General features: G+C 68.3%; 26 protein-coding genes, 1 tRNA gene and 1 riboswitch. Of the genes, 18 read left to right on the top strand and 9 right to left on the bottom strand.

Translation table 11 applies throughout. The annotated features are described in order from the left end of the window. Positions 1-83: 83 nt before the first annotated feature. The 6 genes from NDI56_RS19265 (at position 84) to NDI56_RS19240 (ending at position 4,322) form a co-directional block, all read left to right on the top strand. A complete protein-coding gene (locus tag NDI56_RS19265) occupies positions 84-1,133 on the top strand; it encodes a metal ABC transporter substrate-binding protein (protein ID WP_310921385.1) in 1,050 nt (349 codons plus the stop codon). Then, positions 1,130-1,882 (top strand): metal ABC transporter ATP-binding protein, encoded by a 753-nt coding sequence (locus NDI56_RS19260; protein WP_310921384.1) that lies wholly within the window; start codon positions 1,130-1,132, stop codon positions 1,880-1,882. The genes NDI56_RS19265 and NDI56_RS19260 overlap by 4 nt, the downstream gene beginning before the upstream one ends. Beyond that, complete coding sequence (locus tag NDI56_RS19255) at positions 1,879-2,874, top strand: metal ABC transporter permease (protein WP_310921382.1); 996 nt, start codon at positions 1,879-1,881, stop codon at positions 2,872-2,874. The genes NDI56_RS19260 and NDI56_RS19255 overlap by 4 nt, the downstream gene beginning before the upstream one ends. A 50-nt stretch (positions 2,875-2,924) precedes the next feature. Then, a riboswitch (Fluoride riboswitch) is annotated at positions 2,925-3,009 on the top strand. 4 nt (positions 3,010-3,013) lie between these two features. Next, positions 3,014-3,403 (top strand): CrcB family protein, encoded by a 390-nt coding sequence (locus NDI56_RS19250; protein WP_310921381.1) that lies wholly within the window; start codon positions 3,014-3,016, stop codon positions 3,401-3,403. Continuing rightward, entirely contained in the window at positions 3,397-3,765 is a 369-nt protein-coding gene (crcB, locus tag NDI56_RS19245) for a fluoride efflux transporter CrcB (protein ID WP_310921380.1), read from the top strand. The genes NDI56_RS19250 and crcB overlap by 7 nt, the downstream gene beginning before the upstream one ends. Positions 3,766-3,875: 110 nt before the next feature. After that, positions 3,876-4,322, top strand: a complete 447-nt coding sequence (locus NDI56_RS19240) for a DUF7382 domain-containing protein (protein ID WP_310921379.1) — start codon at positions 3,876-3,878, stop codon at positions 4,320-4,322. Between the two features lie 22 nt (positions 4,323-4,344). Here the strand turns inward: NDI56_RS19240 and NDI56_RS19235 are convergent, their stop codons facing one another. The 3 genes from NDI56_RS19235 to NDI56_RS19225 all read right to left on the bottom strand — a co-directional run bounded on the left by NDI56_RS19235 (position 4,345) and on the right by NDI56_RS19225 (position 6,742). Continuing rightward, positions 4,345-5,073, bottom strand: a complete 729-nt coding sequence (locus tag NDI56_RS19235; RefSeq protein ID WP_310921378.1) for a protein-L-isoaspartate O-methyltransferase family protein — start codon at positions 5,071-5,073, stop codon at positions 4,345-4,347. A gap of 67 nt (positions 5,074-5,140) precedes the next feature. After that, complete coding sequence (locus tag NDI56_RS19230; RefSeq protein WP_310921377.1) at positions 5,141-5,794, bottom strand: HVO_0476 family zinc finger protein; 654 nt, start codon at positions 5,792-5,794, stop codon at positions 5,141-5,143. A gap of 78 nt (positions 5,795-5,872) precedes the next feature. Then, positions 5,873-6,742, bottom strand: coding sequence for a hypothetical protein (locus NDI56_RS19225; protein ID WP_310921376.1), 870 nt, complete (start codon positions 6,740-6,742; stop codon positions 5,873-5,875). 508 nt (positions 6,743-7,250) lie between these two features. Between NDI56_RS19225 and NDI56_RS19220 the strand changes: the two genes are divergently transcribed. Further along, complete coding sequence (locus NDI56_RS19220) at positions 7,251-7,664, top strand: DUF1648 domain-containing protein (RefSeq protein ID WP_310921375.1); 414 nt, start codon at positions 7,251-7,253, stop codon at positions 7,662-7,664. Positions 7,665-7,752: 88 nt separating this feature from the next. Here NDI56_RS19220 and NDI56_RS19215 read toward each other — a convergent pair whose 3' ends face one another. Continuing rightward, positions 7,753-8,706 carry an aminopeptidase gene (locus tag NDI56_RS19215; RefSeq protein WP_310921373.1) on the bottom strand — a complete coding sequence of 318 codons (954 nt, stop codon included), beginning with the start codon at positions 8,704-8,706 and terminating at the stop codon, positions 7,753-7,755. Positions 8,707-8,862: 156 nt separating this feature from the next. Between NDI56_RS19215 and NDI56_RS19210 the strand changes: the two genes are divergently transcribed. Further along, the gene (locus tag NDI56_RS19210) at positions 8,863-9,933 is read left to right on the top strand and encodes a type II glyceraldehyde-3-phosphate dehydrogenase (RefSeq protein WP_310921371.1); all 1,071 of its coding nucleotides are present in this window, start codon (positions 8,863-8,865) and stop codon (positions 9,931-9,933) included. 158 nt (positions 9,934-10,091) lie between these two features. On the opposite strand, the gene NDI56_RS19205 is transcribed toward NDI56_RS19210, so the two are convergent. Next, positions 10,092-10,703, bottom strand: a complete 612-nt coding sequence (locus NDI56_RS19205) for a DUF309 domain-containing protein (RefSeq protein WP_310921370.1) — start codon at positions 10,701-10,703, stop codon at positions 10,092-10,094. Positions 10,704-10,865: 162 nt separating this feature from the next. Continuing rightward, complete coding sequence (locus NDI56_RS19200; RefSeq protein WP_310921369.1) at positions 10,866-12,404, bottom strand: alkaline phosphatase family protein; 1,539 nt, start codon at positions 12,402-12,404, stop codon at positions 10,866-10,868. 96 nt (positions 12,405-12,500) lie between these two features. Between NDI56_RS19200 and NDI56_RS19195 the strand changes: the two genes are divergently transcribed. Genes NDI56_RS19195 through NDI56_RS19170 form a run of 6 tightly spaced genes read left to right on the top strand, consistent with a single transcriptional unit; the run spans position 12,501 to position 16,109 of the window. Continuing rightward, a complete protein-coding gene (locus NDI56_RS19195; RefSeq protein ID WP_310921368.1) occupies positions 12,501-13,175 on the top strand; it encodes a glycosyltransferase family 2 protein in 675 nt (224 codons plus the stop codon). A 2-nt stretch (positions 13,176-13,177) separates the two neighbouring features. Next, complete coding sequence (locus NDI56_RS19190) at positions 13,178-13,534, top strand: DUF2304 domain-containing protein (RefSeq protein WP_310921366.1); 357 nt, start codon at positions 13,178-13,180, stop codon at positions 13,532-13,534. Further along, the gene (locus NDI56_RS19185) at positions 13,527-14,405 is read left to right on the top strand and encodes a polysaccharide deacetylase family protein (protein ID WP_310921364.1); all 879 of its coding nucleotides are present in this window, start codon (positions 13,527-13,529) and stop codon (positions 14,403-14,405) included. Before NDI56_RS19190 ends, NDI56_RS19185 begins: the two co-directional genes overlap by 8 nt. Position 14,406: 1 nt before the next feature. Then, entirely contained in the window at positions 14,407-15,420 is a 1,014-nt protein-coding gene (locus NDI56_RS19180) for a lysylphosphatidylglycerol synthase transmembrane domain-containing protein (protein ID WP_310921362.1), read from the top strand. 43 nt (positions 15,421-15,463) lie between these two features. Further along, complete coding sequence (locus NDI56_RS19175) at positions 15,464-15,673, top strand: hypothetical protein (protein WP_310921360.1); 210 nt, start codon at positions 15,464-15,466, stop codon at positions 15,671-15,673. 52 nt (positions 15,674-15,725) lie between these two features. Next, positions 15,726-16,109 carry an SHOCT domain-containing protein gene (locus tag NDI56_RS19170; protein ID WP_310921358.1) on the top strand — a complete coding sequence of 128 codons (384 nt, stop codon included), beginning with the start codon at positions 15,726-15,728 and terminating at the stop codon, positions 16,107-16,109. Here NDI56_RS19170 and NDI56_RS19165 read toward each other — a convergent pair. Together NDI56_RS19165 and NDI56_RS19160 are read right to left on the bottom strand one after the other, a co-directional pair. Beyond that, on the bottom strand, positions 16,106-17,887 hold the full coding sequence (locus NDI56_RS19165) for an ArnT family glycosyltransferase (RefSeq protein ID WP_310921357.1): 1,782 nt from the start codon (positions 17,885-17,887) through the stop codon (positions 16,106-16,108). The genes NDI56_RS19170 and NDI56_RS19165 overlap by 4 nt on opposite strands. Before the next feature lie 327 nt (positions 17,888-18,214). Further along, a tRNA-Arg gene (locus tag NDI56_RS19160) sits at positions 18,215-18,287 on the bottom strand. Positions 18,288-18,422: 135 nt separating this feature from the next. On the opposite strand from NDI56_RS19160, the gene NDI56_RS19155 reads away from it, so the two are divergent. From NDI56_RS19155 to NDI56_RS19140, 4 genes are all read left to right on the top strand, one after another. Then, a complete protein-coding gene (locus NDI56_RS19155; protein WP_310921356.1) occupies positions 18,423-18,914 on the top strand; it encodes a hypothetical protein in 492 nt (163 codons plus the stop codon). Between the two features lie 133 nt (positions 18,915-19,047). Next, positions 19,048-20,490, top strand: coding sequence for a single-stranded DNA binding protein (locus tag NDI56_RS19150; protein ID WP_310921355.1), 1,443 nt, complete (start codon positions 19,048-19,050; stop codon positions 20,488-20,490). Positions 20,491-20,544: 54 nt separating this feature from the next. Then, on the top strand, positions 20,545-20,982 hold the full coding sequence (locus NDI56_RS19145; protein WP_310921354.1) for a histone: 438 nt from the start codon (positions 20,545-20,547) through the stop codon (positions 20,980-20,982). Beyond that, positions 20,983-21,990: a histone deacetylase family protein gene (locus NDI56_RS19140; protein ID WP_310921353.1), complete on the top strand. Its 1,008-nt coding sequence runs from the start codon at positions 20,983-20,985 to the stop codon at positions 21,988-21,990. It begins immediately after the preceding gene. On the opposite strand, the gene cca is transcribed toward NDI56_RS19140, so the two are convergent. Next, positions 21,969-23,375 carry a CCA tRNA nucleotidyltransferase gene (cca, locus tag NDI56_RS19135; protein WP_310921352.1) on the bottom strand — a complete coding sequence of 469 codons (1,407 nt, stop codon included), beginning with the start codon at positions 23,373-23,375 and terminating at the stop codon, positions 21,969-21,971. The genes NDI56_RS19140 and cca overlap by 22 nt on opposite strands. Between the last annotated feature and the right edge of the window lie 18 nt (positions 23,376-23,393).

Raw genomic sequence — 23,393 nt, 5'->3', positions numbered from 1 at the left:
ACCGCCGCCCGCAGAGAATTAGATAGCTCTAATCTAATACTTTGATGAAAACTATTAATTAGTTCGGGTAGACTATACCACGCATGACGAACGACACGCGACAGTCGACGGACGGGCGGGGGCTCTCCCGCCGGCAGGCACTCGCCGCCGGCGGTGGGCTGCTCGCCGGCGGTCTCGCGGGCTGTCTCGGCGGGAGTGCGACGTCGAGCGGCCCGGTGGCAGTGGCCTCCTTCTTCAGTTTCTACGACTTCGGCCGCGAGATAGCCAGTGAGACGCCCCTGACCGTGGAGAACCTCGTCCCGACGGGGCTACACGGACACGGGTGGGAACCGAACGCCAGCGTCACGCGGGACATCATCGAGGCCGACGCGTTCGTTCACGTCGGCCCCGGGTTCCAGCCGTGGGCGGACCGCGCCATCCAGACTCTGCGGGACGACGACGTCGAGACGGCTCTCATCAACGTCCGCGAGGGCGTCGAACTGGTCGACCTGGCGGCGTCGCTCGACCCCGACGAGGAGGGGGTCGGCGACCAGCGGGGGAAGGACCCGCACTTCTGGCTCGACCCGCAGCGGGCCGAACAGTCGGTCGACAACATCACCGAGGGGTTCGTCGAACTGCTGCCCGACCACGAGGGCCGGTTCCGCGAGAACGCCAAGCGCTACAAGACGGACGTGCTCCAGCGTATCGACGACGACTACCGCGCTATCTTCGACGCCGCCGAGCGGGACGTGGTCCAGCTGGCCGCCCACAACGCCTTCCAGTACATCGGCGTCAGATACGGCGTGCAGATGCGCCCGATAGTGACGAATCTGGCCGCCAGCGGCGAGGTGACACCCGCCGACAGGCGGGAGGCCCAGGCGTTCATCCGCGAGAACGATATCCGCTACATCGCCAACGGCGTCTTCGAGTCCCGCCGGCCCGCGAAGGAACTGGTCGCCGCGACCCAGGTCGAGGCGTACTTCCCGGTGACCCCCTACGCCGGTGTCCGCGAGGACTGGGTCGCCCAGAACTGGGGGTACGAGGAGATAGCCGACAACATCAACATGCCCACGTTCGAGGTCGTCCTCGGCAACAAAGCGCCCGAAGACGCCGGACCCGACGGCTGGGCGGAGGAGTGGCGGAACTTCGAATGACGGGGACGAACACGGACCCCGTGGTCGCCCTCGACGGCGTCACCTTCGGCTACACGGCCACACCGGTCGTCGAGGACATCACGCTGGCAATCGAGACGGGCGAGTACGTGGCCATCGTCGGCCCGAACGGCTCCGGGAAGTCGACGCTGTTGCAGCTCATCCTCGGCCTGCGCCGGCCCGACACGGGGACGGCCCGGCTGTTCGGCGAGCCGGCCGTCGACTTCGACGACGGCGCCCGGCTGGGCTACGTCGCCCAGCACGCCAGCGCCGCGAAGTCGATGCCCATCACCGTCCGGGAAGTCGTCAAGATGGGGCGGTTCCCACACGTCGGCTTCGGCTGGCTCTCGCCGTCTGACTGGGCGGTCGTCGACGACGCTATCGACACCGTGGGCATGACCGCGTTCCGGGACCGCCGGGTGACACAGCTCTCGGGCGGCCAGCGCCAGCGGGCCTTCATCGCCCGCGCGCTGGCCAGCGAAGCCGACCTGCTGGTGCTCGACGAGCCGACCGTCGGGGTCGACGTCGAGTCCGTCGCCGGCTTCTACGACCTGCTCTCGTCGCTGCACGCGGAGGGTATCACTGTCCTGCTCATCGAGCACGACCTCGGTGCCGTCACCGAACACGCCGAGCGGGTCGTCTGTCTCAACCGCGAGGTATACTTCGACGGCTCGACCGACGAGTTCGTCGAGAGCGACGCGCTGGGCCGTGCCTTCGGAACCGCGGCGAGCCTCCTTGGAGGCGACAGATGAGCGCGCCCGTGTTGCAGACCGGGCCGCTCGACCTCCTCTTTGCGCCCTTCTACTGGCTGCTCGGGCTCTGGTCCCTGTTCATGTCGTGGCTCGCCGGCGTGACCGGACTCGAACTGCTCCGGTACGGCTTCATGCACCGGGCGATTCTCGTCGGCGTCTGCATCGGCGTGATGGCCCCCCTCATCGGGACCTTCCTCGTCCACCGCCAGCTCGCGCTCATCGGCGACGCGCTCGCACACACCGCCTTCGCCGGCGTCGCGGTCGGGCTCTTTCTCAACGCCGTCCTCGACCTCGGCGTCTCGCCGTATCTGACGGCGGTCGTCGTCGCGATGGTCGCGGCGCTGTGTATCGAGCTCATCACCGAGGCGACCGACGCCGACAACGACGTCTCGATGGCCATCGTCCTCTCGACCGGGTTCGCGCTCGGGACGACGCTCATCAGCCTCAACGCGGGCGGGCTGGCCGTCGGCGTCAACCAGTTCCTCTTTGGCAACCTCTCTACGGTCTCGGCCGAGAACGCGGCCATCCTGCTCGCGCTGTTTACGGTCATCGTCGGCGTCGTCGCCCTGACGCGCAACCAGCTCCTCTATGTCACCTTCGACGAGACGGCCGCCGCCGTCTCCGGGCTCCCGGTGCGCTGGTACAACCGGGTGACGGTGATGCTGACGGCGATGGTCGTCGTCGGCGCGATGCAGATCATGGGCGTCATCCTCGTCGCCGCCATGCTCGTCGTCCCCGTCGCCGGCGCGACGCAGGTCTCCCGGAGCTTCGGCGAGTCCATCATCGTCTCCGTCGTGCTGGCCGAACTGGCGGTGCTGCTGGGCATCGGCGTCGCGTACTACGCCGAAGCGACCGCGGGGGGCGTCATCGTCCTCGTGGCCGTCGCCATCTACGTCACCGCCGTCGGTGTCGGGAAGCTCCAGCACAGCGCCGCGGAGTCGACGGCCGCTGTCGCGGGCGCCCACGGCGCCGAGGACGCCGACGGGGACTGACAGCAGCGAGCGCTTTCGCAACGGCTTTGGCCGGACTCCCGAAATGCCGAGCCGACACGGGCGATGGAGTCCGCCCGCCCCAACTGCCGGGTCCCTCCTCACGGACGGGATTCGGCTGATGACTCCTGTCCCACCTGCCATGACCGAGTCACATCCACTACTGACGGTCGAAACAGTCGTGTTGATAGGTATCGGCGGGTTCGCCGGCTCGAACCTCCGGTACTTCGCCGGGTCGCTGGTCCCCGGCCTCCAGGGGACGCTTCTGGTCAACGCGCTGGGAAGCTTCGCGCTCGGTTTTCTGCTGTACGAGGCGATGCATCTGGGCGTGCTGGCGGACGAGACCAAGGTCGCGGCGACCACCGGCTTTCTCTCCTCGTTTACCACCTACAGCACGTTCGCCGTCGAGACGGTGCTGACGCCGGAGTGGGCGGTCGCGAACGTCGCCGCGAGTTACGCGCTGGGCTTTGGCGGGGTGCTCGCCGCGCGCCAGGCGGTCGCCGTCTTTGAACGGAGGGACCACCGATGGTGAGCGTCGAACCGGCCCACCTCGTCGGGACCGGCGGCGCTATCGGCGCTCTCTGTCGGCACTATCTCGGTTCGGCGGTCGATATCGAGGGGTTCCCGCTGGGGACACTCAGCGTCAACGTCGTCGGGAGCTTCGTCCTCGGTCTGGTCACCTTCGCCGGCCTCGACAGCGAACTCGTGTTGTTCGTCGGCACCGGGGCCTGCGGCTCCTTTACGACGTTCTCGTCCTTTTCGTTCGACACTGTCCACCTCTGGGAGTCGGGCGCTCGGGCCAGAGCGAGCGTCAACGCCGTCGTGAATCTGCTCGGTGCCCTGCTCGCCATCGCTCTCGCGTGGGGTGTCGTGGCCTTCGTCCCCGGCCTCTAGGCCCGCTGTCGACGCGGTAGCCGCCGTTGCAGGACCCCTCGTCTGGTCCCGCCTTCGGCTTTGGACCTTCGCACGACCCTTCAAGTACCAGTCCGCGACCAGCCCGGCCCATGAGTCACACACTCTGGCGTGACGAACGGGCGATAGAGGGGCTCCCTATCAGGCTGGTCATCGCGCTGGTCGTCGGTGTTGCCTGTCTCGGGGTGATGATGAGCACGATTTCGGGGATCGAGACGCTCAACGTGACCGAGGTGGATGTCGAACCCGACCCCGAGGTGACGGGGACCGGCGACGGCGAGGTGACCGTCACGGTCGTCGATCCGAAGGGGGCGAAAATAGCCGGGGCGACGGTGGTTGCAACGAGCGGGACGGCGACGCTCGACAGTGTCACGACGGCTTCGACCGGGGACGACGGCGAGGCGGAGCTGTCGCTGTCGCCGTCCCTGGGGCCGAACCAGAACGAGGGGACGGTGACGTTCTCGGTGAAACCGCACGCTGCGGGTAACTATCGGGACGACCAGTCCAACACGGAGCTACTGGTGGTGAAAAACAGGTAGCGTCTCAGTCCCAACGGCGACGCTAGTCCCAGTCGATCCAGTCCTGTTCCCAGCCGGTCCGGGACTGGGCCGACCGCTGGGCGTGTTCGCGGTCCTCGCGACGGGTGCGGTTGCGCTCGACCGTGTCCGCCTGTTCGCCCTCGACGAGCATCGGCTGGAAGGCGACGCTGCCCAGCCGCTCGCTCTCGCCGTCGGCGTCGACGATAGCCAGCGTCTGCTCGCTGGCGCCCAGTGGCATCACGAGCCGGCCGTCCTCGGCCAGCTGTCTCACCAGTGCACGCGGCGGTTCGATAGCGGCCGCCTCCAGCAGGACGCGGTCGTAGGGCGCGTACTCGGGGAGACCGTCGGCGCCGTCGCGCCGGTCGACGAGGACGGCCTCGTAGCCGGCCTCGGCGAGGTTCGAGCGGGCCTCCAGGACGAGTCGGCGCGTGATATCGATAGCCTGCACGTTCGCGGCCCCGACGCGCTCGGCCAGCACGGCGGCGGTGTAGCCGATACCGGCTCCGACGACCAGCACCTCGTCGCCCTCCTCGGGGGCGAGCGCTTCCAGCAGCCGTGCGGCGGTACTGGGCGAGAGCACGCGGGTCCCCAGCCGCTCGAAGGGCCGGTCGGAGTACGCCTGTTGCTCGCCGACAAAGGCCTCGCGCGGAACCGCCCGCATCGCTGCTGACAGCCACGCGCTCTGGACGACGCCTTTGCTCTCGTGTTGGAGGCTGTCGACCATATCGTCCCGAAGGACCGCTGGGTCCATAGTCGAGGTTCCCACCGGAGCTATAAGAATGGCCCGCCCGGCGGTGCGTCGGCACGCCGTCGGCCGATTACCAGGCCGACCAGGCGGTCGAAGACTCGTCGCGGACGTAGAGGCGGTTGATGTCCTTCGCGAACACCATGTCGCCGTCGAAATCCAGCTTCTCGTGTTCGTAGCCGTGGGCGTCGTCGCGGACGTGGATGCCCTCCACCGTGAACTCCTCGTCGCCGAACTGCTCGGTCACGCCGACGGTGAACTCGTAGTCGCCGGGGACCTGCAGCTTGAAGCTCTCGGTCTCGTCGTGGCGCCCGTCCTTCGGGTGCATCGTGACGTTGACCGCGACGTTGCCGACCGCGCGGGACCAGATGGTCTCGACGACCTCGGCGGGTGCGTCCTCCGTGCGCCCGTCGGCGGTCTCCAGACTTGTGATGCGGGCCGTGACGACGGCCTCCTCGGTCTCCAGCAGGAACTCCTCGCCGACGGACAGCTCCTCCTCCTCGGGCACGTCGACCTGAGCTTTGAACGATTCGCCGTCCTGGGAGACGACGACGTCGCGCTGCACGGTCGAGTCCTCGGGCAGTTGCTCCTTGTGGACGTGGTCACACTCCGTACAGCGAACCGTAACGTGGCCGCCGGGCTTCAGTACCTCGTGGACGGTCTCGATGTCCGGCGAACAGGCCGGACAGGGGAGCCCGATTCGCTCCCCGGGTGTCGCGTCGCTCATACCCGCCGTTGACGGGCCGGGCCTAAATGGTCGTCGCACCGGGGCTGCTCGTGGTTTCCAGTCACATGGCCCACCCGCTCAGGACTGCCAGACCCGAACTGTCTCGTCGGTCGCCGCGCCGACTGCCACCCCGCCGCCGGTGAGTGGCACGCCCGTCACGTTGCTGGCGAGCGTGCCGTCGAGGGGCTGTCGCCAGCCGACAGTGGTGCCGCCCGGTTCACGTCGGACCGCCGCGAGCTCGTCGCGCGTGGCCGTCGGGACCAGCAGCTCGGCCCCGCCGTCGTCGGCGAACTGGCCGGCGACGGCCCCGCTGAGAACGCGCGAGCCGTAGGTGTGCGAGGAGAACCCGTCGGCGGTGGCGACGACGTCCAGAGAGCCGCCCCGGAGCCGGTAGAACTCGACGACGCGGTCGACGTGGGGCTTGCGTACGGTTGCGAGTTCGGGGCCGCCGTCCGGACCGAACGGCGCGACGGTCAGCTGGTGTCGCCAGCCGGGGCCGTAGATGGGACCGGTCGCCAGCCGACGCCCGTCAGGGGCGAAGACGGCGATGCGCGCCCCGTCGCGCTCGTCGGCGACGGTCGTGACGATCTCCGGCGTGCCGTCGTCGTCGAGGTCAGCGACGAGGGGTTGCAGTCCCTCGAAGACGGCCGGCGCGTCGAGCGCGGCCTGTGCGGTGATTTCGGCGGTCTCGGCGTCGACGACGTACAGCGTCTCACCCTCTTTGCTGTCCCCGAGCGCTCCGTGGCGGTAGCGGCTCGTCCGGTCGCCAAAGAGCGCGTAGCGGTCGTCCCCGACCGCGGCCAGCCGCCCGTCGGGGATGGCGTCGATGGAGAGCCGGGCCGTCTCCGCTCCGGCCACGACCAGGTCCCCGTTGTCGGCGACGTACAGCAGTCTCGACGGCGAGCCGTCGGTCCGGGGCGTGACGACCGGCGACGCGTGTGTCCCCATGTCACTGGGCGGGTCGAGTACGCGCCGGTGCCGGACGGCCCGCGTCTGACCACCGGCTGTGTTTCGGACGGGAGCCGGGCGAAGTCGGTCACCTTCGTCGCGTTCCCGTCGGCGACGTGCCAGTCAGTCACCCGACCGTCGTCGGTCGCGACGGTCCAGTGACTGCCAGTCTCGCCGGGCCGTGCCACGAGCCACTGTGGCCGCCCCTCCGGTGCGAACCCGACCGGCGCTGCGTTCCGGAGGTCGCCGGTCCCGGAGAGCGTCCGGTTCCCGGTCGGCTGTGGATGCGTGTACCAGACCGACTCGGTGGCCGGCGGGGGTCTGGGTGTACCGGTGTCCCCTCGGTCACCCAGTCCACAGCCGGCGAGTCCGGCAGTGAGTCCCGCGAGTACCGTTCGACGTGTCGGCATCTGGTCGTGGGTCGTCCTGCCGACCCATAGCCGTTTGGCTACTGTCGGGGTCGGAGTTGGCGGAAAACATTTATCGAAACACTGTCGACTACACGACGATGCCCCGCTCGCGTGCCACCCGGCTCTCGACCGCTCTCGTCGCCCTGTCAGTTCTGGGGAGTCTCGCGCTCTGGCCGCGGCTGCCGGCCGAGATGGCGATTCACTTCTCGGCGTCGGGGACTCCGGACAACTTCGTCCCGCGGGTCGTTGGCGCGTTCCTGCTCCCGGCCGTAATGGTGCTGACGCTCCTCGTCGTGCGCTGGGCGATGCGCTCCGACCCACCTGCGGACCCCCGCCTCGGTCGGCTGGTGACCGTCGCCACGGTCGGGTTCCTGAGTGCGCTCCACGGCCTCGTTCTCGGCTGGAACCTCGGGTATCCCGTCCCGTTCGACCTCGTCCTCGTCGTCGCGCTCGTCCTGGGTGTGGCGCTCTGTGGCTACGTCATCCGGCGTGAGAGCGTCTCGCCGGGGTAACCTCTGCAGCGATTCTCGGCAGGCACTCGAAGCCCTCGCCCTTCGTCCGCCCGAGAGGGTGCCGTGACGGTCGGAGTGACGCGGCGGTTCACTCCCCGCGCGGTAGCTCTATCTCGTTCCCGTCGGCGTAGACGGTCGGCTCCGTCAGGATGCCGTCGAGGTGGATGGGCGCGTGGGTGTCGCCGCCGATGGCGTGGTCGTCGCCGACGGCGATGTGGACGGTGCCGCCGGCCTTCTCGTCCAGCAGCACGGAGCCCACGAGCTCGCTGACGGCGACGTTCGTCCCGATGCCCAGTTCGGCGAGGTTGTAGGCGTCCCGACCGACTTCCTCGGCGGCCGTCTCGACCTGCTCGCGGATGTCCGGGTCCGAAATGTCGGTGACGTAGCCGTCCTCGACCTCGAAGGAGAGCAGTTTCCCGTCGAGTTTCCCGTGGGGGCGCATCGTCCCGTCGACGACGAAGGTGCCGTCGGCAGTCTCGGGCGCGATGAACACTTCGCCCGCGGGGAGGTTCGACATCTCGCCGGCCTCGTGGACGATGCCGGTGTCGAGATACCACTCACGGGAGCCGACGGTGAACGTGATGTCGGTGCCCTGTGGCGTGGTGACCCGGATCTCGTCGGCGTCCCCGACCTGTGCGAGCACGTCCTCGCAGTGGCCCTCGATGGCCGCGTAGTCGGCGTCGAGCCCCATCAGAAAGACGCCCTCGGTGATGCCAGGCAGAGTCGCGACGCGGGCGCCCGCCGCGTTGGCCTCGCTGCGGGCCTCGGTGTGGGTCAGGCTCTTGGTCGTCGGAGCCAGCACCACGTCGGCGGTCTCCATCGCGCCGGCGACGGAGGCGGGCGGCTCCTCGCCGTGCTGGTTCCCCGGCGGGTAGCGAACGAAGACGGTGTCTCCGGTTATCTCGGCGGCGACGCGGTACAGCGCCTCGCCGATGGCCCGGCGCTTGTCGTCGGTGACGATCGCACACGACTCGTCCGGCTGGAGGTCCATGCACTGCTCGATGGCCGTCTCGGCGGGGCGGCGAAGCGAGGAGTTGTCCATACCCGCCTCTGGGACTCGGTCGGATTAACTCTTGGTGGGGTGCTGTGCCGTCTCCCGGTTTGCGCCGTGGTACCGTCGGACAAGTACAACTATCCGAGTGAGTATTTATAATTATTAATCACAAAGAATATACTGTCCGCCCATCAACGGCTGCGTATGCTCCATGTGGGCATCAACGGCTTCGGCACGATCGGCAAGCGGGTCGCCGACGCGGTGCGTGTCCAGCCGGATATGACGGTCGCTGGCGTCGCCAAACGCTCGCCGAACTTCGAGGCAACCATCGCCGTAGACCGCGATTACGGGCTCTACGCCGCCGGGGAGGACGGAGCCGACCCCTTCGCGTCGGCGGGGCTCGACACGGCGGGGACGGTGCGGGACCTCGTCGAGGCGAGCGACGTCGTCGTCGACGCGACGCCCGGCGGCGTGGGCGAGACCAACGCCGCGCTCTACGCTGACTACGACACGCCGGCCATCTTCCAGGGCGGCGAATCTGCAGACGTGGCCGATGTCAGCTTCAACGCGCGGGCCAACTACGACACGGCCGTCGGTGCCGACACCGCCCGCGTCGTTTCCTGTAACACGACGGGCCTTTCCCGGCTCTTTGCGCCGCTACAGGACGCCTACGGCATCGAGAAGGCCCGGGTGACGCTCGTCCGCCGGGGTGGCGACCCCGGCCAGACGGGCCGCGGCCCCATCAACGACACCTTGCCCGACCCGGTTGAGATACCGTCCCACCACGGCCCGGACGTCCAGACGGTGTTCCCCGACCTCGCCATCGACACGATGGGGATGAAGGTGCCCACGACGCAGATGCACACCCACTCGGTCAACGTGACACTGGAATCGGAGCCCACGGCCGCGGCCGTCAGGGACCTGCTCTCCGCCGAGTCCCGGCTGTTCCTCATCCCCGAGACGCTCGGCATCGACGGCGCCGGCAAACTGAAGGAGTACACGCGGGACGCCGGCCGTCCGCGCGGGGACGTCTGGGAGAACTGCATCTGGGCCGAATCTGTGACAGCGGAGGACCGGGACCTCTATCTGTTCCAGGCCATCCACCAGGAGGCCGACGTGGTCCCCGAGAACATCGACGCCGTGCGCGCGCTCTCGGAGCGGACGGCGAGCGCCGAACAGAGCATCCGACGGACCGACGCGGCACTCGGCGTGGGACGCGGACTGGTCCAGCACGAATCCGAGCCGGCCCGGGCCGAGGGCACTGCGGACGATTGAGAGGCCGACGCAGGATATAGAGCCGGACACTTTCTGATGGGTGTCCATCCGGCTTTGAACGACCAGAAAGTCCCGCCCGTAGCCGGTTGCTCGAACAGTGCCGGGTGGGACTGAAAGGGGCGTTGTCGGCGGGCCTCGTTGCAACACCACTGTGGTTCCTAGTCGAACAGCCCGGCCACGTCGTCGTCCTTCTGGCGCTCGCGCTCGACGTGGTTCGACAGATGCGCGTAGACGAACGGGCGGTTCTCTGCCTCCTGGACGAACGCGAAGAGCTGGCCGACGAAGCGTCCCTCCCCGCGGTCGTCGAGTTCCCGGCGGGCGTAGTCGAGGGCGTCTTCGACCACTGCCTCGTCGTAGCCGTCGGCTTCCGAGAGGACCTCCGCAGCGACGGCCGTCGCCTCGAAGTCGAGGTCCGCGTAACTCACGGTGGTCCCCTCGTGCGTGAGCTTCGGCGGGTTGTCCCAGTCGACAGCGTCCAGGTCCTCGGCTACGTGCTCCAGAAACGGTCGCACGTCGTCGAGATTCACGCCGCGGTAGTCGGCGGGCAGGTCAGCGAGGTACTCCCCGGCGCTCTCGGCGAGGCCCTGCGCGCCCGACCAGTTCTCCTCGCTGGCGTGGTGAACCACGGCCGTGAACTGGATGAGGCCGTGGAGGAACCGCTCGTCGTCGCCGTCGTCGAGGTCGAGCCAGCGGTCCTCCCAGGCGTCGTGGGCGGCGTGGAACCGGCCGGCGTTGTAGACGGCGATGCCGGCCCGGAGGTGGGCGTCCATGCTCGTCGGTTCGGGACGGTCGCTGAAAAACTGTCCCAGTTTGTCGCCCGCGACGGCTGCCGGTCATCTCGCGCTCCCTCCACGAGTGACTCCTCGCTGCTGGATTCCGATGGTAGGTGCGACGAGCGCGTCGATGGACTCTCGGTCGAACTCTCCTGACAGCTACTCCATATACCCGAGCTGTTGCAACCTATCGGCGACCTCGTCGCTGGTCCCCTCGCCTCGCGTCCCGATGTCGATGGGGTCGCGCTCGCCGACGTCGGGTTCCTCGGCGTGGATGGGCAGCACCTCGCCGACCATGTCGGTGGGGATGTCGACGCCGTGGGCGGCCAGAATCGTCGGGGCCATGTCCGTGATACTGATCTGGTCGATCTCGCCCACGTTCGCGAAGTCCGGCCCGCTCGCGAGGAAGATACCGTTGCGGGTGTTCTCGGCGGCCCAGCGGTCCGGCGCGGTCTGTATCTGTCCGCCGCCGATGCCGTCGTTGACGTGGACCCCGTCGCGCATGTCGACGACGACTTCGGGGCCCTCGTCGACGTACGCGCCGCTGTACACTTCCTCGCCCCGGTAGACGCCGTCGAACACCGCCCCTTCGCTGTCCTCGACGGCCCGCAAATCCTCGATGAGCCGGTCACGCACCGATTCGGGCGTGCCGGGCATCAGGTAGATGGGTCCCTGGCCGCTGGCGACGGCCCGGGTCTCCGTGAGGTCGATGGCCTCCAGTTTCCGGGCGCGCTTGGCCCCCGCGCTCTGGGGCACCAGCTGCTGGATGGATTCGGGGACGGTCTTTGCGAGCAGGTCGACGACGCCGGCCTTCTTCGCGACTCCAAGCACGTTCTCCCGAGTCAGACCGAGCGGGCGGAAGAAGTCCTCGACGGTCCGCTCGTGGGTCTGGTAGCCGTTCTCGGCGAGCCACTCGTTGATGTAGAACTCCGTCGTGGTCGGGCCGCTCCCGTGGTCCGACATCAACACGAGGTTGAGGTCGTCCATCTCGGCCAGCTCGCCGAGCCAGTCGTCGACCAGCTCCCAGGCGCGTCTGGTCGGCTCCTCGTCCCAGAAGAAGTGCTGGAGGACGTTCAGGTAAAACAGTGTCACGTGGACGAAATCCAGCTCCTCTTCCTCCAGCAGGTGGAGCGCCACCTCGAAGCGGCTGTCCATCACGTCGAGGATGGCGTCGACCTCGGCGCCGCGCTCGTCGTTGCCCGACAGGAGCGGGTCCGGATGCACGCGGTAGTCGAACAGCTCGTCTAGCTCGGCTTCGAGACCGTCCGGAGCGGCGTATCCGCTGTCGATGGAACGGTACTCCCCCTGGACGGCGTCGGGGCCGCCGGCGACGACCGGGCCACCGATGTCCCGTGGCGGGTACATCGTCGGCATGTTGACCACGCCCGGGGTCTGGCCGTCGTCGTCGAGGTAGTCCCACAGCTCTGCGGTCTTGAAGTCGCCGCCCTTCGCGACGTCGATGCGTTCGTTCGCGAGGTCGATATGCTCGAACCAGAACACGCCCAGGCCGCCGGGGTCTTTCCCGGCGGAGTAGCACTTCCAGTTCGGGAAGGTCACGGGCGGCAGACAGCTCTCGGTCTCGGCCCACGTGTGCTCGGCCCGTAGCTCGGCCAGATTCGGGAGCACACCGGCCTCGATCCACGGGGAAAGCAGTCGCCAGCTCGCGCCGTCGAGCCCGACGACGAACGTCCGCGTCATACCTGAAGTCCCCGCGAGCGCGCCAATAGGTCTTTCCGTCTCGTCGCGGCTCCGTGACAAAACGCCTATATACGGCTGCTGAATACCGAGCCAACAGTGCGTTCCGTTGCCGTCATTCCCGCGTACAACGAAGCCAGCACCATCGGCCCGGTCATCGACGACACCGGCGAGTACGTCGACCGGGTCGTCGTCGTCGACGACGGCTCCAGCGACGACACCGCCGACATCGCTCGCGCCCACGGGGCGACCGTCGTCGAGCACGTGTTCAACACGGGTGTGGGCGGGGCGGTGCGGACCGGCTACCAGTACGCGATCAAACACGACTACGACTGGGTCGTCCAGGTCGACGCGGACGGGCAACACGACCCGTCGAAGATCCCCGAACTCCTCGACGTGGCCGGCGATTACGACATGGTCATCGCCAGCCGCTACCTGAACGAGAGCTACCAGGACTACTCCGCGACGCGCAACGCGGGCATCCAGTTTTTCACCCGGCTGGTCAACGCGCTCGGCGACATCGAGATAACCGACGTGACCAGCGGCTTTCGCGTCTACCGGGTGTCGATGCTCGCCGAGATTCTCCACCGGTCGGACAAGCACTGGGCCATCGAACAGACGCTGGAAGCCGCCAAGGGCGGCTACCGAATCACCGAGGTGTCGACGAAGATGCCGACCCGGGACGAGGGCGAGTCGCAGTTCACCATCGACACGTTCGCGCTCTACCCGATTCGGATGACCGACACCATCCTCCGCGTCCTGCTCTTTCGTTAACTATGGTCGAGTACACCCTCGTCAACCTCATCGCGCTGGTCGTCGGTATCGCCTTCCTCGTCAACGGGTACATACTGGTCAAGCAGGGCCGGGAGGCCATCGCGCTCTTCGTCGTCTCGCTGGCTATCGGGAGCGGACTCATCTTCGTCGCCGTCTTCCCCAACGTCTTCCAGGTCGTGGCGACGGTTCTGGGGCTGGAGCTGAAGGCGCGGGCCATCCTCGTCATCTCGAACCTGACACTGTTTATTATCGCCACCTACCTGTTCAACCGCATCGGAAAGCTGTACGACCGCCTCTCGCGGCTCAACGAGGAGGTCAGCCTGTTGCGCAGCGAGGTCGAGGAACTCCGAGATGAGTGACACAGTCGGCCGGGCCGTCCTCTCTATCGACGTGGAACTGTTCGACCAGACGCCGGCCTACCGGTCGGCCTCGGGCACCACGGACCAGCGCGGTATCGGCCTCGGCGGGCTGGAGTTCTTCCGCGAGGCGCTTCGGGACCGCGGCGCGACGACCACCTGTTTCGTCGTCTCCTCGCTGGTCGAGCGTTACCCCGCCGACGTCGAGGCGCTGGCCGACGCGGGCTTCGAGATCGCCTCCCACACCCACTCACACCAGCTGCTCTCGGAGCTGTCCGCGGACGACCGCCGCGAGGAACTGGCCGCGTCCCGGGACCGGCTCGCATCGCTGACGGGGCAGTCGGTCACCGGGTTTCGGGCCCCCGCCTTCGACATCACCGACGACCACTTCGACCTGCTCGCCGACGCCGGCTACGGCTACGACTCCAGTATCGTCGCCAGCCGGACGATTCCGGGCTGGTACGGCGGCGAGTACGATCTCGACCGGCCCGCGCCGGCGACGGCCGTCGACCCGGACGCCCCCGCCGACTTGGCCGAGCTTCCGGCGAGCGTGATGCCCGGCCTCAGACTGCCGCTGACGGGGACGTGGCTCCGCTTTTTCGGGCCGCGCTACACCGCGCTCGGGATGCGACTGCTCGCACGCCGAGGCATCGTGCCCGTCCTCTACGTCCACCCGTGGGAGCTCGTCGGCCTGCCCGAGGTCGAGGGCGTACCGGCCCGGGTCTACTACCGGACCGGCGAGTGGATGCGCGACGCCGTCGAGTACGTGCTCGACCAGCCCTTCGACTTCGTCACCGCCCGGACGGCGCTCGAAGCTGGAGTCCCCGGCTGGACCGAACCGGACCGACGGGCGGGCGGACCACAGGAGGGGTAACGTGGCGGCGAGTCGCCGCGACATCGCGATTTCGGTGCTGCAGTACGGCGTCGGTCTCGCCGCGCTGGCCTTCCTGCTCTCGCAGGTCGACGTCGAGACGGTCGCCACCCGGCTCCGGGCGACCGAGTCCGCCGTGCTGGTCGCGCTCGCGCTCGTCACCGTCGGCGGCGTCGTCGCCCGCTTCGACACCTGGCGAGCGGTCGCCGCGCCCTTTACCCGCGTCGGGCTGGTCCCCGCCGGCCGCGTCGACCTGTCGGTGAACTTCGTCAACCAGCTCCTGCCGTCCCGGCTCTCCGGCCGGCTCGCCGCGCCGTTCATCCTGCGGGCGGAGACCGGAATGGAGTACGGCGACGCGACCGCCGCCGCGGGCGCTCACACCGGCATCTACGCCGTCTGCTACGGCCTCACGTCGGCCGTCGGCCTCCTCGCTATCGCCGGTCGCGTCTCGACCGGCCTGTTGCTCCTGCTCGCCCTCTCGACGGCGCTGTATCTCGTCGCGGGCGTGGTCGTCCTGCTGGCCGGGATGAACCTCACCGCGCTGGACCGACTCGTGGGGTTCCTCGCCTCGCTGGCCGCCCGCGTCCCCCGTGTCGGGCCGGCGCTTGCCGACCGCGTCCGCTCAGTCCCCGACATAACCGAGGCCTCCGCGGACGCCTTCGGCCGGCTCTCGACGGACCCGCGGGTCTGGCTGCGCTACGCGGTCGGCTGGGCCGGTGCGCTGGTCGTCGCCCCCGGCATCCGCGTCTGGCTGCTGTTCGCGAGCTTCGGCGCGACACTCGACCCGGTGTGGCTGCTCCCCCTCTATCTGGTGACGGCCTACAGCATCACCCTGCTCCCGCTCACGCCCGGCGGTATCGGCGTCACGGAAGCCACGGCGGTCGCCGTGTTCACCGGCCTCGGCGTGCCCGAATCGGTCGTCATTCCCGTCATCTTCCTCGACCGGTTCCTCGGCGTCTACCTGCCGGCGCTCGTCGGCTGGTATCCGACGCTCGACATGGACCTGTCGGTGCTGTAGCACTTTCCCCGGAGTTATGTGGCTACACTCCGAACCGGGGAGTGTGTTCCGGGCCTACCGCCGGTTCGAGGAGTGGGCCAGCAACCTCTCACGCGGCGTCTACGCCGCCTTGAGCGGTGCTCTGACGGGGGGCTGTACGTTCGCTATCGGCGCACTGTTTCGCTACGAACCGCTCCTCGCGCAGGCGCCGCTGCTGGCGGTGACGATGTTCGCCGTCTCCTACGTCTTCGATATCCGTCGCTTCGAGGCGTAGGGGCCGTTAGGCTCGTCACAACATCTATCCGCGCTCGCTCTCTCGGTCCAGTATGGTCGATGCGGAACGACCCGACGAGGACGACTCCCTGACCGCCGTCGTCGCCGGCGCGGTGACGACGCTGACACTGGTCGTCGCCTTCGGGCTGCTGTTCGCCGGCGTCCCGTGGTTCTGGGTGGCGTTCCCCGTGGGGTTCGGCGGCGTGCTACCGATGGCTCTCGGTGCGACGCGGCGCTACGAGCGCCGACGGGCCGACGACCGCCGCCCAGTGAGCGACGAGGACGACGCGCTGGCGACGCTGCGGGACCGGTACGCCCGCGGGGAACTCACCGACGAGGAGTTCGAGCGGCAGGTCGAGACGCTGTTGGAGACGGAGGACGCAGCGACGGCTCGCGAGCGTCCAGCGGACGACCCCGAGCGCGAGTTCGAGCGCTAGAATCCGCTCTCGTGGCGGCTGGTACACCGCTCGGTGCGTTCGAGGATAGCGGTGTACTGGTTGGCCGCGAGCTCCTGCTCGTCGGCGAACTGGTCGGTCTGTGGGACGACGCCGTAGCGCAGCAGGTCGGTGTAGTCCCCGGGCGTCGCCCGCTCCGGGACGAAGTTCGGCGGTCGCTCGCCGAACTCGGCGACGAGCTCGTAGTCGTACTCTCCCTCCAGCAGCCCCCGGATATACCGCTTCTGGGTCTCGCCGTTGCGGTAGTAGGTCCCCTCTTTCAGATACAGGAGGTCACGGTAGCCGAGCTGGATGTATTCGGGACAGGGGTCGACCGACGCGCGGTCCTGGAACCGGTGGTTGACCTTCATGCCGTGTGGGACCGCGATATCCTGGATGTTCACGCGGTACACCTCGACCGTCTCGTTCTCGTCGGCGTTCTCGGCCAGCCACGCCTCGGCCTGGTCCCGTGGCATCGAGGCGAAGCCGGCGGTACCGAGCCCGGCGTACACCGCCGTCGTCACCAGCAACACCGCCATCACCGGACGCGCGACCGCGGGGTTCCACTCACGCAACGCCGACAGCGAGTTCGCGAGCAACAGCGCGAACAGCGGCAGCGTCGGGAGCAGATGGTGGACGCGGAAGTCGTGCCACTGGGAGAACATCGCGACGTAGACGGCGAGCATCGCGAGCACCAGCGCGACGCCGTACCGGCCCTCGCGGCGCTTTCGAAGCCCGACGGCGCTTCCGACGACCCCGGCGACCGACGCGAAAAACAGCGGCAGCCCCATCCCGCTGAAGTAACCCCGGAGGAACCACCACGTAATCGGGGCGTCCGGGCCGGTCGGGTGGCTCATTCTCGACATCGAGCCGCCGAAGATGCGTGCGCTTATCTGCTCGAACCCGCCGACGAGGAAGGTCGGGAAGCCGAGCAGTATGGTCACCAGCCCCAGCGCCGCGCCGGTGACGAGCAAGCGCGGGGCGAGCAGGGTCGCGACGGTGTCGTCCTCGGTCCTGAGCGCCCGGAGCAGGTGGGCGATGCCGACGCCGAGGATGACCGGCGCGGCAGTCAGTTTAAACGCGATAGCGGCCCCGCCGAAGACGGCGCCCGCGAAGAAGGGTGTCCGCTCGCCGCTGCGGACGTAGACGTAGAGGAGATTCAGCGAGAGGAGCGCACAGAACAGCGCCGGCATGTCCTCGCCGCCCTCGTGGGCGATGGTGAGAAAACCGAAGGTCAGCGTGAGGATGACGGCGGCCAGCCGGCCGGTCAGCCGGTCGACGATGGCGGTGCCCAGCCGGTAGGTCAGGTAGACCGAGCCGACGGCGAAGGCGACGTTGAACAGCCGCACGAAAACGAGGCTCCAGGTCCACACCCACCGCGGCGTGGCGGCCCACAGGTCGTAGTACCCAAACGCCGGGTTCGGGAAGCCGACCGAGGTGAAGATATCCGCGCGGCCGGTCAGGACGGCGACGACGACGACCGGGAGCATGGCCAGCGCGAACAGGTACAGCGTCGCGCCGAAGGGGACGCGGCTCCACGTGACGCCGTTTCGCAGCGACTCGAAACTCGGGTCGGCGAGCACTCGGCCGTAGGGCACCATCGCGTCTATCAGGCGGTCTTTCTCGTCCCGCGTCGCGAAGTTCGGGACTCGGTGCCAGAACCAGAAACTCGCGAGGAGGGTCGCCAAGACGATGATGTACGGGAGGAACGGGTCGGCGCGAAGGTCCTCCCGGACCTGCGCTCGCGCCCGGCCCAGCAGCTCCCGTCCGGGACCGAACATACCTGCACAAACCCCGAGGGACGACAAAAGTCGTCTGGTCTTCGGCCGTGACCCCGCAGACGCCGCCGTCCGGACGGAGTTCTACGCGAGCGTCAGTGAGCGTAGAGCTCGCCGGTCGTGAACGAAATGAACGCCGGACGGAGTTCTACGCGAGCGTCAGTGAGCGTAGAGCTCGCCGGTCGTAAACGAAGTGCACGTCCGGACGGGGATTTGAACTCGCCGAGAAATGCTCGCTTCGCTGCGCCTTCCTCGTCTGCTCAAATCTCCGCGCGGAGTTTCGCCGACGCAGTGGCCTCGCTGTCGCTCGGCGGTTTGCGTCGGCAGAAACGTCCGGACGGAGATTTGAACTCCGGTCCCTGGCTCCGCAAGCCAAGAGGATAGTCCACTACCCTACCCGGACTCATGTTGACGGAAGGTGGTCGGTATGAAAAGGGTGACGGTTCGACCCCCGCCACGCGAGGGGGAGACACACCACGCTCAAAGCCGCCTTTGACTCACCGCAACCTCCTTTATTTCGGTCACCGAACACTTGCATATGAAGCGACGCACCCTCCTCGGAACTGCCAGTTCGGTCGGTATCATCGCGCTCACGGGCTGTCTCGGCGGCGGCGAGGGCGACGGGACGCCCACCGACACCGAAACTGCTACCGAGACGGACACCGACACGCCGTCGCCGACGTTGACCGATTCCGGTTTCACCGTCGTGAACAACGAGAACGGGGTACAGACCGACAACGCACGGGTCTCGGTCGACGGCTCGAAGGTCGTCGTCGAGGGGACAATCTGGGGACGCGACGGCTGTCGGACAGCGACGCTCGGCAGCACCAACTACAACACCGAGTCGGACGAGCTGACCGTCGACGTCGCGACGACCCGGACGGAGGACGCCGGCGACATGTGTACGCAGGCTATCGTCGAAATCACGTACCGGGCGACGATATCCTTCGAGAACGGGCTGCCCGGTAGCGTCGTCGTCACGCACAGCCGAGGGGACACGAGCGAGGAAGTCACGACCACCTCGCTGTAGACCGGAGGTTTATATCCGGTGGCGGGACCAGCCCGGCGTATGGTGACTCCGAAGACGGAACCGACAGACGGCAGCGGGTCGCTGGGGCAACGACAACGCTTAAGCGCGCCCCTACCCTGCGTCCGATAAATAGATGGGCTCGATAGCAGATATCTACGCGGACCTCGAGACCGACGTCTCCGAAGAGGAGTTCCGCGAGGCCGTCGAGGAGAAGGTCGAACAGATGGGGGGCCTCGCCGACGAGGAGACCGCGGCGATGTTGCTGGCCCACGAACTCAACGAGGGGGAAGTCGAGACCATCGCGGACATCGAACCGGGGATGGACGAGGTGAAGTTCCTCGCGAAGGTGATGGCCATCGGCGACCTGAAGACGTTCGAGCGAGAGGGCGAGGACGAGGACGGCCGCGTCATCAACGTCGAGGCCGCCGACGAGACCGCCAGTGTCCGACTCGCTTTCTGGGATGGACAGGCCGTGGACATCGACGACGGGATGCTCTCTGTCGGCGACGTGTTGCGGGTGAAGGGCCGCCCGAAAGACGGGTACAACGGACTGGAGGTGTCCGTCGACAAGGCAGAACAGGACGACGACGCCACCATCGACGTCGAACCCGGTGACGGGTCGACCGTCGAGGCGCTGACCATGGGCCAGTCCGACGTGAGTCTGCGCGGCCTCGTCCTCGATACGGACAGCGTCCGCACGTTCGACCGTGACGACGGCAGCGAGGGGAAGGTGTCGAACCTGACGCTGGGCGACGAGACCGGCCGCGTGCGCGTGACGATGTGGGACGACCGGGCCGACCGCGCGACCGAGATATCGGCCGGCACCGCCGTCGAGGTGGTCGACGGCTACGTCCGCGAACGGGACGGCTCGCTGGAACTGCACGTCGGGGACGACGGCGCCGTCGACGAGATAGACGAGGCCGTCGACTTCCAGCCCGACGCCGACCCGATCGACAGCGTCGAGATGGACCAGACGGTTGACATCGCCGGTGTCGTCCGCTCTACGGACCCGGTACGCACGTTCGACCGCGACGACGGCAGCGAGGGGCAGGTCCGGAACATCCGTATCCAGGACGCGACCGGCGACATCCGCGTGGCGCTGTGGGGCGACAAGGCGGACAAGGACATCGCGCCGGGCGACGAGGTACTGGCCGCCGACGTGGAGATACAGGACGGCTGGCAGGACGACCTCGAAGCGTCGGCCAGCTGGAACGCCTCTATCGTCGTGCTCGACGACGGGACGGGAGTCGCACCGACGCCCGAGGAAGCCGAGGACGACCAGCACGCGGGGCTGTCCTCCTTCGGCGGGGACGACGGGTCGAGTGGCGGGGGACGCGACGATTCGGCCGCCGACGCCGGGAGCGACGGCGCTGCTGCCGGCACCGACGGCGGCACACAGGCCGCCGAGCAGGTAGAGTTTACCGGCACCGTCGTCCAGACCGGGGACCCCGTCGTGCTGGACGACGGCGAGCAGACGATGAGCGTCGAGACGGGCGAACGCGTCCAGCTCGGTCAGGAACTGACCGTACGCGGTGTCGTCGAGGACGGGCAACTCGACGCCGACGACGTATTTTAACTGGCAAACCTCGCTACGGAAACCCTTAAGACCGCAACACTCCCGATTGTGGGTATGAGCGTCGAGCTTCCGTTCGCGCCGGTGGACGCGGTTATCCGTCGGAACGCGGACGGGTTGCGGGTGAGCGCCGGCGCGGCAGAGGAACTGGCACGCCGAATCCAGCAGCGCGGGGCCTCGCTCGCTACCACGGCCGCCGAGGAGGCGACGCGGGACGGCCGAAAGACGCTGATGCCGTCGGATTTCGGTATCGAGCACGTCCCGGACAAGGACGGCCTCGAGCTGCCGGTCGCCCCGGTCGACCGCATCGCCCGTCTCGACATCGACGACGACTACCGCGTCGCGATGGACGCCCGCGTCGCGCTCGCGGACCTCCTCGAATCGTTCGCAGACGACGTCGCTGCCGCCGCCGCCGACCTCGCCCGCCACGCCGACCGGCGGACAGTCAAGGCAGCAGACGTCGAGACGTACTTCGAACTCGCCCAGTACTACTGAATGAACTTCGGCTACCGCGAGGTCTGTCTTGACCACGACACCGGCGAACGCCACCCGGAGAGTCCCGACCGACTCCGGGCGGTGCGACGCGCCCTCAAAGAGTGCCACGGCGTCGAGTACGTCGACGCCCCCGACGCGGACCTCGACGTGGTCCGGGCGGTCCACGACGCCGACTACATCGAGGAGTTCCGCGACTACTGCGCCGACGGCGGCGGCCACTGGGACGCCGACACGGTCGCCGTCGAGGCAACGTGGGACGCCGCGCTCGCCTCGGCCGGACTGGCCGTCTGGGCGGCCGAAAGCGCCGGTCCCGACGTCACGGCCCGCCGGACGCCGTTCGCGCTCGGGCGGCCGCCGGGCCACCACGCCGTCGGCGACGACGCGATGGGCTTCTGTTTCATCAACAACGCGGGCGTGGCCGCACAGGCAGCCCTCGACGGGGGCGCCGACAGCGTCGCCATCTTCGACTGGGACGTCCACCACGGCAACGGGACACAGGACATCTTCTACGACCGCGGCGACGTGTTCTACGCCTCTATCCACGAAGACGGCCTCTTCCCCGGGACCGGAGAAATCGACGAGACGGGCGCCGGCGAGGGCGACGGCGCGAACGTCAACGTCGTCTACCAGCCGGGTGCCGACACGGCCGACTACCTGGCGGCTATCGACGAGGTCATCGCGCCCGAAATCGCCGACTTCGACCCCGACCTCCTACTGGTGAGCGCCGGTTTCGACGCCCACGAGCACGACCCCATCTCACGGATGCAGGTCAGTACCGAGGGGTACGGCGTGATGACCGAACGGATGGTCGACCTCGCCGACGACTGTGACGCCGGGCTGGGCTTCGTCCTCGAAGGCGGCTACGGGCTCGACACGCTCTCTGACTCTATCAAGATGGTCCACGAGGTGTTCGACGGCTACCAGCCCGTCGAACCGGACGACGACGTGAGCGAGGCGGCCCGCGAGACACTCGACGCGGTCGCCAGTCAGGGCCTCGGCTCGAAGTAGTCGGCCAGTTCGACGCCGAAGTGCTCCGCGAGTGCTGCGATGTCCCTCCCCACGAGCACCTCGTAGCCCGCTTCGAGCGCCGATTCGACGTGGGGGCCGAGCCGCACGCCCAGGAGTTCTTCGCTGTCGAGAAAGTCGCTGGCCGTCCGGAACTCGCGGGGCCGCTCGACCACGTAGCGGTCGCCGTCGATGTACGGGCCGGCCACGTCGGGGTCGTCGGCGTAGGTCCCGTAGAATCCGGCGGCGTGCTCGCGCACGTGGACCGGCGGCCCCTCGTGGCGCTCGACGGCCGGGCGTTCGGCGACACTCAGCTCGATCAGGAGCGCGGCTTCGTCGACGCTCGACCCGTCGACCGCCCGCGGGCCGGTGCCTCCGCCCGACCCGTCGGTCGCCAGCGCGACCGACCGGAACACGTCGAACCCGCGACGGTCGAGTTCGTCGGTGAGCCCGCCCAGCGACTTCCGGAGCTGTGGCCAGAGCTGGTCCTCGACGACGTCTGGAGCCGCGAATCGGACCGCGACCGGTGTCGTCCCGCGTCGGTCGACGGCAGCGGCGACGGCCGACGCGTCGTAGGCCGGCGGCTCGCTCGCCTCGAACAGCGCCGCTCGCGGCTCGGCCAGCAGTTCGCGGGCGTAGTGCTGGAGGCGGGCGACGTTCTCCGCCGAGCAGACCGCCGCGACGTTGCGCTCGGGGTCCGTCGGGTCCACCACGACGAGGGGGTCGTCGAACGCGACGGTGCCGTGGTCTTCCGGGTCGAATCGCACCGGCGGCTGCCAGTCGGCCGCCGCCTCGACGAACTCGCGGAACCCGCCGTACTCGACGACCAGTAACTCGGTCAGGTAGCCCGAAAAGCCCCGCGTCCGCAGGTCGCTCCCGTAGACGCCGATACCCTTCAGGAACTGCTTGGTGACCCGGACCTCGCTCGCCAGCGCGTCGTCGAGCCGGGCCGCCAGATACCGGGTGTGAAACGGCGTCCGGTCGACCGCCGACTGGATCGCCGTCGCGTCCTCGACGGCGTAGCACGGGACCAGGTCGACGGCGTACCCGTCCACTTCGCCGACCACGTAGGGGTGCTCGGCGAACTCTTCGTGACCCTCTGGCAGGACGGCGTGTCCCACCTCCAGTCCGTAGCGCTCCAGCTTCTCGCGGTCCAGTGACGGCGGGAAGGCCACGAACACGTCCACGTCGCGGTCGCCCGCCGTCCACGTCCCCCTCGCTGTAGAGCCGACCTGCAACACCTCGGCTTCGACCGGGAGCTCGGCTACCGCTTCGCCGGCCCGCTCCATCACCGTCGCCGCCGCCCGCTGTAACTGCGTGCGCTCCTCGTCGTCGGGCGAGGCCCGCTCGCGGACCTGCGAAACGACGGCGTCGAACTCGTCACTCATTGCGCGTGGCTTCTCACA

Origin of the sequence: Halomicroarcula saliterrae (genome assembly GCF_031624395.1) — an archaeon.
Taxonomy (GTDB): domain Archaea; phylum Halobacteriota; class Halobacteria; order Halobacteriales; family Haloarculaceae; genus Haloarcula; species Haloarcula saliterrae.
The sequence above is the reverse complement of the archived record's forward strand: the minus strand, read 5'-3'. Positions and strand labels throughout refer to the sequence as shown.